The organism is Paenibacillus sp. Dod16 (assembly GCF_049893405.1).
GTDB lineage: Bacteria > Bacillota > Bacilli > Paenibacillales > Paenibacillaceae > Paenibacillus_AQ.
In genome coordinates, this window is record NZ_JBNDYG010000008.1 from 14,503 (window position 1) to 29,190 (window position 14,688).

A 14,688-nucleotide genomic window follows, 5' to 3' on the forward strand; every position below is an offset into this window, starting at 1 on the left:
CAAATCACTAAGATCGCCTAATCTATTAGATGCATTATACCATGAATAAGTATGCGTTTACATTAATCTCGACTTCCGTAGTATGAATTTTTCAGATAGCCTGCAACTACTTCACTATATGAGACGTGTTCATTAACATCGAGATGCGTCACATATTCCTCATGCACTCATCAATACCGATTTAAAGTAAAAGCCACGATCACAACGTGGAAATCTCGCGCTGCGACCATGGCATTTTTTACGAAGCATTAGTTATTATGCATCAGTGTGGCACTTCAGAATTTTGTCATGAAATGCCTTCATCCTACTTCTAGGAAATCAGGCCACATGCCATCGAAATCTGAGCTCGTGCCGGAATAACTCGTCAGTCCTTTTTGTTGTATTCGAATGAAATCTTAACGGGGGCCGACATTCCTTCCATAGAGAGATAGGCGTCGCAGGTTCCCTTTAAATTGCCAGTAAGCTTAATCATGAATTCGAAACTTCCCGTTTCTGTACTGGTCGTCTGGCCTTCGTAGCGAACCTTCCCTTTCGAATCGACTATTTTCAAATTCACTTGGGACTGGCTGCCGTTCACGACCAGACCGTCAATCGTCAATTTCTTCGCAGCGGCATCCACCATGGCTCTTGCGCCGTCGATTGCAATGCCACCCCCCGCCGGGCCGTCAATGCCGAGAACTTCGATTTCATCCAGGAAGACCCAGACGTTGACCGGGAATTCGACTTTAACGTAGCGGGCAGACACTTTATCGGCTCCCGCTTTCCCCGGCACGCCATCTGTTATTCCGCTCCAACCCACGAACTCGGCCGAGGCAGCATCCTGTGCCGGTGGCGGAGAAACGGTTGCCAGCGTGCTCCAGGATTCGCCGTCAGATGAAACGGAAAAAGCGACGTTCTGAGGAAAATAGATGCCAGGTCCTTTATCCTGAAGAAAATGGGCTCTAATTGCCCCGATCGATTTGTTGCTGCCCAAATCAAATGTGATGGTGCGGCTTCGTTCGTCAGGGTAATCGCTTCCCGCATGGGCCTGCCACTGCTCGGTGCGGTAATCCGTCCCGCCGAATCGGCCGTCCGTAAGTTCGTTCCCGGAATCGGGATAGCTGCTGTTAGGCGGCTGCGAAATCGTATAGCTTTGGCCAAGAACCAGATTGCTGAGCCCCCGGCCGTCAGACCAGGTTTGAATGAGAACTCGGGCGTAGGTATCAAGCTGCGATGCTGCCGTGGCCGAAATCAACCCTTGCGCTTGGACGGCCGGGTCGTGAATGTGCGCGAGAAAATCCTGCATATACGTTACGGCATCCTTCGGCTTGTTATCGTCCAGAAGAAGCTTAATGGTCTGCAATCGATACAACAACTCATTGCCAAAAGCCGAATTGATTTCGTTCGACGCGACATAACGCTGTACAAGCTCCGTCATCGTCTCCGGCGCCGGGCTGCTGTCGATGGCGTACGTTCCGTTCAAATACTGATACAGCCAGTCATACATTAAACGCAAATTCGGATCCTTGCTTACGCCCAAGTTGTATACAGCATTATTGCCTTGATAGTGAGCTCTGAAGCCATTTTGCATCAGACCGGATCTGACGCCGCTGTCCAAGTATTCGACAAAACGCTGACGAAGTACGGGATCTGTCAGCATTCCGTCATCAAATTCAACTTCGTTCCCCATTCCGTATCGCTTTGCAGTATCCGTAGCATCGTCCAGACGGTCGGAATCCATTCCGCCGAAGAAATAGTTAGGCTGAAGCGCCGCGGCATCGAACCCTACGTCTTTCCACATAAACATTTTGTAAGCATAGGAGTGTGGAATCCAGAAAACCTTCATGTTCATGGCGTGCACTTTATCCGACACCATGCGAGCTATGTCCGGTCCCGATTCGGATATGTCGATTTGTTCCGGCATCCAGTACATGCCGACAAGCTCAAGATTCGAGTAGTTGGCAGCCTGCCATCTTTGCCGGGTCTGGTCCAGCCACCACTGCACCGCTTTTCCTCTGTTTTCAGACGCTTTTTCTTTGCCTACGACGGAGTCGTTGAAATTTAAGGAACCGCTACCGTCAATGTCGCCAAAATCGGTTAAGGATTCCCCTGGATTCGGAATCATTAACACAACCTTGACTTGATGATCGGGCTGTTTCAGCTTGGCCCCAACTTCCTTGGCAGCCTCATTCAACTGCTGCATATCGCCCGTGGCTGCAAATGTTTTATCCAAATACCATTTCCAATCGTCCAGGTTCGTTTGTCCCTGACCGAAATCGCGACCGGCAGGCGAAGCAATCCCGAGATATAGAACGCCGTCATAAAGCCAATCGACCGGCTCGCCGTCTTTATTTACATAACTGATATTAGGGATAATCCGTTCCTTCTTCCAATCGCCCAAACCATTCGCGTATTGTCCGTTATAAAACAGATTCAGATTCCGGATCCCGGCCGTAGCTTCCCCCGGCTCCAAAAAACGAGGCTGCTCGGCAGGAACCTTTACCGCCCCTTCAATCTTGCCGTCCATACCCATAATTTCGATTTCGTCAATATATTCCCACTGTGTAGGATGCATATAAAAGGTCACCTTCACATAACGGGCATAAGCCAGCTTGCCTTCCGTATTCCCGCCTTTGATTCCATCCCGGCTGCCATCCCATTCAAAGGTCTCCTGTCTGGGCGGTCCTTCTCCCCACAGAAGCTGCGTAGCGTTATGGGAAAGCAGCCCCCAATTTTCCTTATCGTCGGAGACATACATCGATACCGACAGCGGCACGAGAATCGAATTCGCCGGATAATCTTGAAAGAAATTAGCCGTGATCTTTCCAATTGACTTTTCCTCACCGAGATCGAACACAACTTCGCGAGCCTTTCCGCGCAGATGTCCTACCCATGCCGGGTCGTTCATATCCAATGCGCCGTATTTTCCGTCCGTAAGCTTGTATCCGTCATCGGGATGCGAAGCTTCCGGAGCTTCAGACCATTCATACGGAAGGTCTGCCGCGAGATTGCGGAATTGCGCCTCCTTCACTGCCGATGATGCTGCCGCTTGATTTTCGTCTATTGCTTGTGGTGCTTGTTCCGCTTTCGGTTCACCGGTATCCGTCAATGGATCCAGTTCGACCTGTGGATTACCTGAATCATTCCCTGTTTCCATCTGTTCTGCATCCACCTCCTGCAGAACAGTCACATCCGGGACAAGCGATTTCGCCTGCACCGCAGAGACTGGAGCCATTAGCAATACGGCTGCCAATAATCCGGATACCCATTTTTTATTCAAATTCATCAAGGCCAACTCCTCTTCTTTATTCTCGAGTACAGAAATATCAAGAACCTTTAAACCCTTATTTCTGTTCCGGTTGAACGCTAAATTTTGATCCCCCCTTTCGCGAAATCTGGTATAAGCAAGCAGCAAAGCGTATAAGATCGGCTTCCTCCGAAAGAGGAAGCCGTCACCGCCGCGTCCAGTACCGCCAGCGGCGCGGAGTTTCCAGTGGGCAACAGCAGTAGTGCAGCGCTGCCAAACACTCCGCACTTCGGGCGATTCTTAGGCATGGATAAGCAAACTTCGGTTTATCAGTATTCAGGTGATTCTGGTCTACTTCGCCTTTGCCGCCAGGAACTCATCAATCTGCTTTTGCAGTTCCTGCTGAATTTTTTTGAGGGCAGGGCCGGCTTCCGCTTCAAATTTCTTCAATGTCTCGTCCGGATCGATAACCCCGTTGAACAGCGCCGTGTAGTATTGCCCATCAACCGTATTGTACTGGCTGACCTCGTTTTGCACTGGGGTACTGTCAAATTCGAAGCCGGCCAAAATATCGGTCGTGAACATGTCGGCATCCTTAAGCACAGCGTTCAACTCCTCATTCTCGCCCTTCACATCACTGCGCTCATCGACGGGATTCCACAGCCAAACATAGCCGAATGCAGAGTAGCCAGCTGTATCCAGGGTTTTCATTTTGTCTTCTCCTACCGCTTCCCAATGCTTCCCTTCGATTCCGTAAGAAAGCAGGTCGTAGTTCTCCTTCTCATTCGCCCAGTTCAGGAACATAATCGCCCGCTCCTTATTCTTGCTTACCTTCGGAACGGCCAGAAAGTTCCACTGTTTGAAATCGGTGATGTTCGCGCCCTTCTCCGGATTAAAGAAGGTGACCGTCTCCAGCTCGCTGTCCGGCACATTGTTCTTTAACGTGTTCTTGAGGGAATCGCCGATGCCGAACGCGCCGTTCGTGACGATTGCCACTTTGCCTGCCGAGATCGGCTGATGAAAATCTTTTGTCGTCAAAATGTCCTTGAAAATCAGGCCGTCAGTAAACCATTTGCGCGTGTTCGCCAGCCAAGTTTCGATCGGCTCCCGATCCTCCAGCAAATTGTAAACTTTGCCGTCATTGTTCTTGTAATAGAGCATTAGGCTGTTGCCCAGGGCGTGGGTCGGTCTGACATGGGTTTCGTAATCGTTCAGCGCATGGTGAGCGACAAATGAATAAGTGCCGGAGCCTGCGGTCATCGGGATGATGCCTTTCTCCTGCTCTTTCACCTTGTAGGCGAAAGCGATCAAATCTTCATAGGTTTTAATCGGCGGTACGCCGAGCTTCTCGCGAATATCTTTGCGCACCATGTAGGAATTGCCGGACATGTAGCTGACGCCGAGCGGAACGGCCATAATTTTGCCGCCGTATTTGTTGTAGTCCCACATTTGCTGCGGCCGTTTCTCGAGCACCGTTTGGCCGTACTGGGTCAACAGGTCGTCCAGTGGCTCATAGAATCCGTTAGCGATCATTTGGTTGATATGCAGCCATGGCGCATCGAAGATGAGATCGATGTTTTCGCCGGAAGCAAGCGTCACCTGTGTCTTTTGAGCCAGATCGGACCAGGGTACGAAGACGACGTCGAGTTTGACGTTGATCGTATCCTTCATTCGCTTCTCTGCTTCAGCGATGACCAAATCCATATCCGGCGGCCGATCGCCGGGGATCATGATTTTCAGCTTCACCTCTTCAAGTTTGGCGTCACCGCTGACGCTGTCTCCGGTTTGACCCGACGGTCCGGGCGCCTTCCCTTCCCCTTCGTTCTTGCCCGAACAACCTGCAATCGCGATGAGCGCGATCAATAACACGAGCACGATGGGCAATAGCTTTTTCATAGTCATTCCCCCTGAATCAATAATAGAGAAAATAGGCAGATGAGCCGGTTCATAATCTGCAGCGATTGAAGCTCAAACCGGCCAAACGCCTTCACGTTTGCCGCTCTACCCTTTTACCGAACCAAGCGTCAAACCTTTAATAAAGAAGCGCTGGATGAAGGGATAGACGAACACGATCGGGCCGATGGTAACGCAGACGATCGCCAGCTGCATGCCATAGGTCGGCACGACGACGTTGTACTGCGTCTGGCTCCCGCTCACATAAGCCATAACATTCAAATTGGACATAAGCTGGCGGATCATCATCTGCAGCGGCAGCATTTTGTGATTGTCGATAAACAGCAATGACAAGTACCAGTCGTTCCAATATTGCAGCGCGTAAAACAGGCTCACCGTGGCGATAACAGGCAGCGAAATCGGCCAGATGATGCGAAAGAAAATATAGAGATCATTGGCGCCGTCCACAGTCGCAGCTTCATTCAATTCATACGGCAGCGTCCGGTAGTAAGAGACAAGAATGAAGGCATAGAACGGATTGAGCAGATAGGGCAAAATGAGCGCCCACACCGAGTCTTTCAGATGCAGCCAGTTGGCGATCAGCATGTAAAAGCCGACAAGTCCAGCGCCGAACAGCATCGTCAGGAAGGTTAGAAACGATAAAATATGGCGGTACTTCACTTTCCGGTGGCTCAGCGTGTATGCATAGGCAGCTGTCAAGAGGACGCCCAGCGCCGTGCCGGCGATCGTCACGATAATCGTAATGCCATAGCTTAGAAACACCTGCTTGCCGGAAAGCAAAAATTTGTACGCATGGAGGCTGAATTTGCTCGGCAGCAACTGGTACCCCGCCGTCTGCAGAAGCGATTCATCGGCGAACGAGTTGATGAACACAATCCAGAACGGAATGAAGCAAAACAGCGCAAAAGCGCCCAGCACTGCGTACATCAAAACAAGAAACAACCGTTCTCTCACTTCGATCACACCTTAACTGGTTGGGACTGAGGCAAAGGGCCGGTTCGGAGCTGGTGAAACGCAAGTGGTCGCCTTTGTTCCCGAATCGTATCCGCTTAACGAGCTTATACGATCATAACGATTCGGGAACAACAGCGATCGAAAAGCCCGAATCCGGCCTCATGCCAACTCGCCCAACCTTCCTTTAGAATAGTCTTGAATCCGCGTCCACCTTGCGCGCGATCGCATTGAAGATCAGAATTGTGACAAGCCCCATGCAGGACTGGTACACGACAACGGCAGCGGACATGCTGAAATTCCCCAGCTGCCTCAGCGCACGAAACGCATACGTATCGATGACATCTGTCGTTGGAAAGAGTATGCCGTTATCTCCGATGATTGCGTAAATCATGCCGAAATCACCGTAGAAAATACGGCCAATCCCAAGCAGCGCCAATATCATCACGGTCGGCCGCATCAACGGCAGCGTTATGTAGAGCATCTGCTGCATCCGGCTCGCGCCTTCTATTCGGGCGCTCTCGTAATATTCCGAGGAGATGCCCGTAATGACGGCCAAAAAAATAATGGAATTATAGCCGGCAATCTTCCAGGCGCTAATGACGGTTAAGATATACGGCCATACGCCAGGCGTCAAATACCAGTCCACTCCCTCGTAGCCAAGGGCGGCAAGCGCGCGGTTAATGAGCCCCTCGGATGTGCTGAATAGCGTCAACGTCATCATGCTGACGACAAGCCAAGAAATGAAATACGGTAAAAAAATGAACGATTGCGTGATTCGCTTGAACAGCCTGTTTCGGATTTCGTTCAGAAAGATAGCCAGCACGACCGCGCTGCCGAGACCCGTTACGAGAAACAGTGCATTCAGGAAAACGGTATTCAGCGTCACTCGCAGCCAGTCTTTCCCATTGAAGAAAAACTCAAAGTTCTTAAATCCGACCCATTCGCTCCCCCATATTCCATCGGATAGCCGGTAATCCTGGAAGGCGAGCAGATGCCCAGCCATGGGCATATACGCAAATACGACCAGAAACGCAATGCCGGGCAGCGCCAGCAAGTATAAATACCGGTTCCGCGACAGCTCGTGCACAAACGACCCGCCGAACCTTCTACGTCGCTCCAAAAAGCGTCCCTCCTTTCTTGTGCGGCTTGCAGGATTCGAACGGAGCCATCGTAGCATTCACGGCTGCTGCTTGCCTAGTTCTCATTGGCCGGATTCGGTTCTCGCGCGGCCGATTCGCAAGCGTTCGGCCGGTTGTTATTGGTCTGGCCGGTTCTCAATCGCCCGTTGACCTTTCTAATTCGCAGAGTTCCCGGCTATCTGCCGCGTCCGCTCCATCCGCTCGCTCGCCTTGCTATCGCGGTATTGGCTTGGCGTCATACCGGTCGCTTTTTTAAATGCAGTGAAAAAGTGGCTTTTCGTCTGAAAACCGGACTGCTCTGCAATTTCGGTGATCTGCATGCTGGTCTGCTCCAGCAGTTCCTTAACCTTCCCGAGCCGCTCGTTCAAGATGAAATTCGATAGAGGCATGCCATAATGTTCGTGAAACAGCTGCCGGACGTATTTGGCCGACAAAGCGATATGGTCAGCGATATCGTCTACCGACAGCATCGGGTCATGGGTATGATAACGGACGTACTCGATGATTTCCCTCACCAGCTTTTCCTTGCGATTGAATCCCTTTTGATCGCTAAGCTGCCGGATAATCCGCCCGATTTCTTCCTTCAACCATCCATGAACATCAGTAAGCGTGGCGAACTGCCTCAAGTGGCGCTCAATCCCTTCAACACTCTGGATAGACATCACTTTGCTGAACGACTTGACGATCGCAAACAGAAGCAGCTTCAGTTGGAATTGACACTCGGTATATTTCATCGTCTTAAGGCGCGTGAACACCTCGTCCAGCATGGCCAGCACCTTCTCCTCTTTGCCGCTTCGAATCGTCTGGATCAAGCTTTCATGCACGGCGGAGTCGATCGGCGCCTGTAAATCGGCATACCGTTCAAAGTCTTGTTCGACGTAGATTTTGTCATCACCGCTGACAAACTTGAATAATGTCAGTTCGTTCATATCGTCGTATACTTTGCGTAAATCGTCATGTACGCGCCGCGCTTCGCTTTCGGCGATCGTCACGTCCAGCTTTACGTAACGGCTGACTTGACGGCTAAGCTCCTTGAGCTCTTTGGTCAACTCGGGATCAGGGAGGGAACTGGCCGTGCCAACCAGCACGACCAAATGGTCGGTTCCAAAATCGACCACCTCGATCGGCCGTTCAGCTGTGCCGAGCAGCTCCTCTGCGATATTACCGATTGCATATTTGAGCAGCTTGCGAGAGACAAAATCGTACTGCTCGGAAATTTCGTAATAGGAATCAATCTTGATCACAGCCAACCGAAGCCACTCATAATCAAGCAGGCACGATTCGCGCGCAACCGCCGCTCTGGCGCCTTCGGTCAGCCTGCCCTGCAGCAGCCATTGCCGCAAATATTCGGTCTTGATCACTGGATAATGATCGCGAAGCATAACAACGCCCTGCTCGATAACGCCGTAATCGTTCTCCCCCTTCACGCCAAGCTTCCGCTGCAGTTGATCCGCCAGCCGGCGGAATGGCCCGACGAAACGGCGCGAATTCCAATAGGCGACCAGAAGCAGCGCCGCGAGCAGTAAGAGCGAACAGGCGATGATGACTGTTTTGAACGCCCCGGCCTTTTCGCGGAATTGCTTCATTTCAGTGACAGATATAATAGTCCACTCCGGCGATTCCATCCGCGCATAATTGACGAATGCTTTCCCTCCCGTATGGCTCAGCTCAAATGAACCACCCTTCCGTCCCGGCTGGATGCTATCCATGGTCTCCTCGAGATGCTCATCCCGTTCCCCCAGAATCAACCTTCCTCGATCATCCACAATGGAAAGCAGTGTATCAGCCCTTCCGTCGCCTGAAATCAAATGCTTCTGCAGCTCTTTCTTGTCAAACAGGACGACAAGATACCCGTCGCGGTTTTTCTGCACAGGAGCCGAAGGAAGCTGAAGCGCCAAATACGTGTTGTTTCCTATCTGATGATCAAAATAACGAAGGAAGGTCCCTGGCGTACGCTCAATCCGCTTCAGCATCGGCTGATCGGCAAATTCCTCGAACGAAAGCAATCCGACTTTGGAGTCGATCACCTCATGTTTACGGAAGCTAAATAAGTAAGCGGTTTCAATATAAGGCTCGTGAGATAAATATTTAGATAACACTCCCATCGTGCTGGCATTTTGCAGCAGATTGTCGGCGGAAGCATACATCCAATTCTGCACGGTTCGATCTTCGTACATGGTCAGGCTGTACCATTTTAACTTAGCCAGGATGTACTCGACCCGCTCTGCCATTTCGTCGATGCGGTCCTGATTAAACGTCCCCACCTGGGAGTAAGCGAAATGAGAAAATCGGTTGGCTAGAAACAACGAGAACGGTATGATTGTAATTGCAAAAAAGATGCCGCTTATCACAAAAATGCGCCAGGATGTCGATCTGAACATAGTATCCCCCTGTCCCCCTTCGTCTTTAGGAGTTCTCTTACGACCAATATGTCCTATCATAATGCACCCCTTTTCCGTTTGCCTAGTTCTCATTTGTCCGTCAAGTTCTATTTCTCCGGATTCGCGCTGCAGCACCTACTTGTTCAACCCAAGGAATGAGGGATCTGTTGTCCGTCAACCCGCATAAGGTACTCACAAACTGGGCCTTGAAGTGCGGTCCACTCATCTGCCTGTGGACCGGAATGGGATGTGTCCCATACAAACGCAAGGACGAGAAGCAGCAGTTGTCATCCATTCGCTTCTATTGCGGAACTAAGAGAAAACGATAAAAGCAAGCGGCCGAGCAGATGGGGCAGCGACGTCGGGCTCAAAATCAAGGCCGCAGATTTTCTTTTATTCTAGCTAACAACCTGGCAAAAAAGAGTATGATCACGAGGAGGCTAATAACTACTACCGTAAACTCCAATTGATTGTAGAAATAATGCTTGTTATTAACTCAACTTTCGCAGCTACAAATTAGCTTGAACTCGCTGCGGCTGTAAAGATCTTCTTATCGTTCGCATTTATAACCCGGAAGCCTGGACGCTTAGAAATTGTCGAACAGGTGTGCTTAGTCCAATAGCACGGCTTAAACGAGATTGTGCACTGTCTACAAACCACTGACTATTACCGGGTTCTCCACTGGCAATGAACGTCGCCTCGAAATGATTTGAATCAGGAGGGTATTTATGAATAGAAAAATTCTCTTGTTAACCGTTTATGGAAGTGCAGCAAATGTCGTTTATGAAAATAATAGCTATCGTAATAATAGAAATACTGGACACACCTGGCAACAATTTAATCCTGATGTAAATGTTCCACAGAAAAATAATATGGTTTGGTTTTACTACTATTACCAACTAAAAAACCCGAACGGGTCTAATGCACAATTATGGCATCCAATGAGAAATCGTGTGGATTTTTAACACAAAGGAGGATAAGAGATAAATGAAATCTATGAGATACTTTATTTTGCCAATGGTTTCTTTAATGATCTTTGTATTGCTAGCGCCATATTCATCTGCTTCTGAAAGTAACGCTGCTAATTCGGAATCAAAATATATTGCATTCACTGAGACATACTGGCAAGAAGAGCCCCCGGTAATGCTTTTAACTGATGAGGGGGAAGAAGCTGTACAGCAACAAATCAAAGGGAAGTATGTTACATCTAAATACGAAGTGTGGTTTAATAAACAGGGCCATTACCGATTCGATGTGATCGAAGGGCCCTACGCCGGGAATTATGAAATTTGGGACGGATACATTTTATATCAGTATAATAAAATGACAAATGATATTGTGGTAAGAGATTATTCAAATGAGAATGTAAATCCGATTCCTCATCTGTTTTTAAGTGAAACAGTTACAGAGAGAATAAAATCGGATATAAAAAATGGTATTTTATCGATTAATCAAAAAAGTACAGGAGACATTTCGCATCTCGAAAAAAATGAATTGGAAGGTCAAGCAAAGACGAAGACAGAAATCACGTTAGATAAAGATAGAAATATTGTATTGAGTAGTATTTATAGTCGTGACGATAAAGTTACCCATTCATTAATAATTAATGAGTATAAATCTGATGTTGAGTTTAATCTCTCCTTGCTTTCTGTTCCAACAAATGTTCCCAAGTTTCAATTGAAATAATTTTTTAGATATGCACTCAGTAATTGAGTGCATATTATAATTTATATCTAATATTACAGCAGGAGGTATTCGTATGAAAATTAAATTACTGCTCTTGATGGTTTTAATTTTGTCAATAACAGGCTGTACTACAAATAAGAATACTCTTGAAAACATTAACGTTTCAGAAAAACCTAAAGTTTTAAAGTTTATTGATTATAAGATTGACAATATGAGCAGAACGAGATCTGAGTATCATTTTATCGAAGATGGATCATTAGTAGTTGATACCGTAATTGATAATAAAACATTGAAACCAGGTGATATCGTATATTTTCAACCCCCAGAATTCGAAGGATTTCCAGGTAACCCAGATTTTAAGCTGGCTGATTATAATATATCCAGAGTTATTGCCAATCCTGGAGATAGTATTGAAATCAAGAAAGGGAAAATTCTTGTAAATAATAAGAAATTAGATTATTTCTTTGGAGAAGTATCGAAATATGGCTTTACAAAAAATGTTTATATTGAAAAAGAAAAAGAGGATAATCCTAATTTTGAATTATCACAAGAGGAAATGGACTTTTTTAATCAGAGTATCCCAAAAATGAAAATTCCTAAAAATCATATTTTCGTGATTGGTGATAATTGGGGACGAAGTGTAGACAGTCGTCATTTCGGTCCGGTACCATATGAAAATATTCAAGGTAAAGTACTGGGTGTCACAAAGGAAGCTAAGTAAGCAAGAAAGAAAATCTCAAATTCATCAGTCTTATAGACAACGTAGGTTGCCCTTACGGTTTGACATGTGTTCTTATTTACAATGAAACTATCCCCTTTTCCATTTATTATTTTGCCTCCGGCATTTTTTTAACGATATAAGTTAAGTAATCATGTGAGACGGCAGGGAACGATATTTGGCTTCTGGATGACCATTGTCACATGGCTGGAATTCATACTTTGCTTCATCAACATCAAGACCTTCAACCTGCCGCTGGCCACATAAGCAAGCAAACTTAAAAGCTGTTCCTCCATCATCTTTCAAAGTCGTCCATTACAATTCTTTTTCGTAATGTCCGTCGGTTTCCCCCACCTCTATTGCCTTCGTAATATCGTTTCTCTGTGCTCCCATAGGAGCGATCGCAAATTTGACTTCGAACCTTGAATCACAAAATGAGGAATACGTTGTTGTTTAGCAATTTCGATACAACTCCACGTTGCCCGGTGGGAAGTTGCAGTAAGCAGCAAAAATAGGGCATTAGCTCGGCGTAAATCGGCGTGAGTCCGTTCCGGATGATCACCGTTCTCATGAATAAGTTCAGCCCCGGTTTCGGAGACAACCGTCTCGAACCATTTTTGCTGTCCGCCCACAATGGCAATACGACAGCCAGACAAAAAAGGCTCCGGTTTTGTTTGGGTTTTCGGCAGAGCCGACGGTTTGATACGGTGTTTGGTTTTTTCTTCTTTCTCTGTCTCATCTGGTATTTCCCGATACAACCGGGATAACCGGGCGATGTGCCCTCCTAGAGCGACATTGAATAAACACGGATCACCGTCCACCGGCTGCTGAATCTGAACATCCTTCTCATGAAGGGGATAGCGATTCTCTGAATTATTGATGTCCACGCAGTACCATGTATAATGTTCGCCGAGCTCCACATACCCGTCAAACTGATGAATGGGGGCAAAGGTATCGTCCCCCTGCAATAACAGTTCAATGCGGTAAAGCGAAACGCCGTTTTCCTGGTAAGGAGTACATTGTACCTCCGCTTCATGCTCCAAGTTATGATGATAGACCATCGATTCTGTAATATTAAACGTTTCACCGTTTTCTAATACGATGTATCCGCCATGATCCCGGCGGTTAAAAGAACCGTTGACACCTGTTTTATTTTCCTGAACCTCCGTTTTGGGGGTATGGATAACAGCAGGTGCCTTTGGACGTTCCGTCGTGATCTCATCCTCTCCTTGCTGATATTGCTCCAGGAGATCTATAAGGTCAAACAGCGCACGAATTTCCTTTCGCTGCGTAATCCCCTCTCTTCCGTTATTATAGAAACCATGGCACAGTTGTTCCGATTCTGCATACAGGGCCTTCACTAACCGCTTGGCAAGCTCCGCGGGATGCTCAGGTTTATTTCGCTCGATGGCTAACCGCAGCTTACTTTGTTTGAGATCACGTTCTGCAGCTGCCGCTTGTTCTCGTAGTCTGGCCAGCTCACCCTCGAGTGATCGAGTTTGGGACAGCAACCGGCTCCTTTCCTCTTGAAAGTTCCTGATGTGCAGCCGCTTTTCTTCCAGTGCTCGCTGCTTGTCCTGCTCAGCCTGTTTCACCTCAGTTACTAATTCCTTGAGTTTGTTGTTCTCCGCAGAGAACTGGGATGCAAGCTTTTCCTGGTGTTGCAGTTTTTTACGCAAACGGTTTAGTTCTTGCTCAGCCTGCTGACGAAACCCTGATTCCCGTTCCAGTTTCCGTTTCAGGGCCAACAGCTGCTTGTCCTGATCTGACATTATCTTATCTTGATCGGTTGTGGCCATGGATGTGGAATCTCTTACCGAATGATGACTTTGCACCAGCGGATTCAGGGCAAGTTCCCCCAATCGTTTTTCGACCTGTTCGTTACGTTCCGGATATAGCCGAAGCGCCCAATAGTAATGCCAGAAACCATACGTCTTCACCTTTTTTTCCTCTGAGGACAAAAGCGCCTCCGGTGATTCATCTGTATCTTCATATACGTCAAAGACCGTTAATAATATGGCATATAAGAGCTTTTGTTTCCCCTCTTGTTCCTGTAAAAAAGGGGAATATGTTTAAAAAAGACAGCTTCCGGGAAGACCCGTTTAGGATGGATCCGGATCGGAATCTTCAGATACTTGCACATGAAGCGTTTTTTCTTTTCAGACAACTCACGGAGAAACCCATTCATATGCGCAACCGTCAAAGGCTGGAAAAGTTCTTCTTGAAGTCTCTGCTTAAAGGGAAGTACATCTTCCATGTCCGGTACAAAGTCCTCCGGAAGGACCATATCCAATAAACGCGCCATATATTTTGTATTGATAGGTATCCCTCCCACATTACAGGGTGTAATTTTCAGACAAACAAATTGCCCCCGTCGGGGCAGTAAGCGCAGAGTCACACTTTCGACAACTGCTGCTCGTACTCCTTTACACGCCGATAAAAAGTGGGCTTTTTCATCCCGGTTTGGCTCATAGCCTCCGTCGCTGTAATCTGGCCTGATTTCCATAGTGCGTATGTGCGGATAAACCTGTCATCAATCCCCTGCTTGGGCCTGCCGAACGTCACACCACTTGCCCGGGCAACCTCAATGCCTTTGAAAATGGCAACGACCCCTGCCCGAACTGCCATTGTGTCTATTCAGCTATAGTTCTCCGTAAGTTGAGGCACATT

11 protein-coding genes are annotated in these 14,688 nt (G+C 47.8%); 3 read left to right on the plus strand and 8 right to left on the minus strand.

Going from position 1 to position 14,688, the window contains the following annotated elements; all coding sequences use genetic code 11:
* Window positions 1-364 precede the first annotated feature (364 nt).
* The 6 genes from ACPV3A_RS09130 to ACPV3A_RS09155 all read right to left on the minus strand — a co-directional run bounded on the left by ACPV3A_RS09130 (window position 365) and on the right by ACPV3A_RS09155 (window position 9,614).
* A complete protein-coding gene (locus tag ACPV3A_RS09130) occupies window positions 365-3,265 on the minus strand; it encodes a DUF4855 domain-containing protein (protein WP_426199105.1) in 2,901 nt (966 codons plus the stop codon).
* 80 nt (window positions 3,266-3,345) lie between these two features.
* Window positions 3,346-3,534, minus strand: a complete 189-nt coding sequence (locus ACPV3A_RS09135; RefSeq protein ID WP_216534986.1) for a hypothetical protein — start codon at window positions 3,532-3,534, stop codon at window positions 3,346-3,348.
* Between the two features lie 43 nt (window positions 3,535-3,577).
* Window positions 3,578-5,122, minus strand: coding sequence for an extracellular solute-binding protein (locus ACPV3A_RS09140; protein ID WP_426199107.1), 1,545 nt, complete (start codon window positions 5,120-5,122; stop codon window positions 3,578-3,580).
* 105 nt (window positions 5,123-5,227) lie between these two features.
* Window positions 5,228-6,094 carry a carbohydrate ABC transporter permease gene (locus ACPV3A_RS09145; protein ID WP_220687535.1) on the minus strand — a complete coding sequence of 289 codons (867 nt, stop codon included), beginning with the start codon at window positions 6,092-6,094 and terminating at the stop codon, window positions 5,228-5,230.
* A 184-nt stretch (window positions 6,095-6,278) separates the two neighbouring features.
* Entirely contained in the window at window positions 6,279-7,214 is a 936-nt protein-coding gene (locus ACPV3A_RS09150) for an ABC transporter permease (protein ID WP_071219226.1), read from the minus strand.
* Window positions 7,215-7,388: 174 nt separating this feature from the next.
* Entirely contained in the window at window positions 7,389-9,614 is a 2,226-nt protein-coding gene (locus ACPV3A_RS09155) for an AraC family transcriptional regulator (RefSeq protein ID WP_426199110.1), read from the minus strand.
* Window positions 9,615-10,342: 728 nt separating this feature from the next.
* Between ACPV3A_RS09155 and ACPV3A_RS09160 the strand changes: the two genes are divergently transcribed.
* From ACPV3A_RS09160 to lepB, 3 genes are all read left to right on the plus strand, one after another.
* The gene (locus ACPV3A_RS09160) at window positions 10,343-10,579 is read left to right on the plus strand and encodes a hypothetical protein (RefSeq protein WP_426199112.1); all 237 of its coding nucleotides are present in this window, start codon (window positions 10,343-10,345) and stop codon (window positions 10,577-10,579) included.
* Between the two features lie 22 nt (window positions 10,580-10,601).
* On the plus strand, window positions 10,602-11,300 hold the full coding sequence (locus tag ACPV3A_RS09165; protein WP_426199114.1) for a hypothetical protein: 699 nt from the start codon (window positions 10,602-10,604) through the stop codon (window positions 11,298-11,300).
* Between the two features lie 73 nt (window positions 11,301-11,373).
* Window positions 11,374-12,021, plus strand: a complete 648-nt coding sequence (gene lepB, locus ACPV3A_RS09170) for a signal peptidase I (protein ID WP_426199116.1) — start codon at window positions 11,374-11,376, stop codon at window positions 12,019-12,021.
* A gap of 353 nt (window positions 12,022-12,374) precedes the next feature.
* On the opposite strand, the gene ACPV3A_RS09175 is transcribed toward lepB, so the two are convergent.
* Window positions 12,375-13,979: a hypothetical protein gene (locus tag ACPV3A_RS09175; RefSeq protein ID WP_426199118.1), complete on the minus strand. Its 1,605-nt coding sequence runs from the start codon at window positions 13,977-13,979 to the stop codon at window positions 12,375-12,377.
* 433 nt (window positions 13,980-14,412) lie between these two features.
* Complete coding sequence (locus ACPV3A_RS09180) at window positions 14,413-14,646, minus strand: DNA recombinase (protein ID WP_426199120.1); 234 nt, start codon at window positions 14,644-14,646, stop codon at window positions 14,413-14,415.
* Window positions 14,647-14,688: the final 42 nt, after the last annotated feature.

Excerpts from the sequence above, each read along its gene's own strand:
- ACPV3A_RS09130 (WP_426199105.1), bottom strand. The coding sequence starts at position 3,265 with ATGAATTTGAATAAAAAATGGGTATCCGGATTATTGGCAGCCGTATTG.
- ACPV3A_RS09135 (WP_216534986.1), bottom strand. The coding sequence starts at position 3,534 with ATGCCTAAGAATCGCCCGAAGTGCGGAGTGTTTGGCAGCGCTGCACTA.
- ACPV3A_RS09140 (WP_426199107.1), bottom strand. The coding sequence starts at position 5,122 with ATGAAAAAGCTATTGCCCATCGTGCTCGTGTTATTGATCGCGCTCATC.
- ACPV3A_RS09155 (WP_426199110.1), bottom strand. The coding sequence starts at position 9,614 with ATGTTCAGATCGACATCCTGGCGCATTTTTGTGATAAGCGGCATCTTT.
- ACPV3A_RS09160 (WP_426199112.1), top strand. The coding sequence starts at position 10,343 with ATGAATAGAAAAATTCTCTTGTTAACCGTTTATGGAAGTGCAGCAAAT.
- ACPV3A_RS09165 (WP_426199114.1), top strand. The coding sequence starts at position 10,602 with ATGAAATCTATGAGATACTTTATTTTGCCAATGGTTTCTTTAATGATC.
- lepB (WP_426199116.1), top strand. The coding sequence starts at position 11,374 with ATGAAAATTAAATTACTGCTCTTGATGGTTTTAATTTTGTCAATAACA.
- ACPV3A_RS09180 (WP_426199120.1), bottom strand. The coding sequence starts at position 14,646 with ATGGCAGTTCGGGCAGGGGTCGTTGCCATTTTCAAAGGCATTGAGGTT.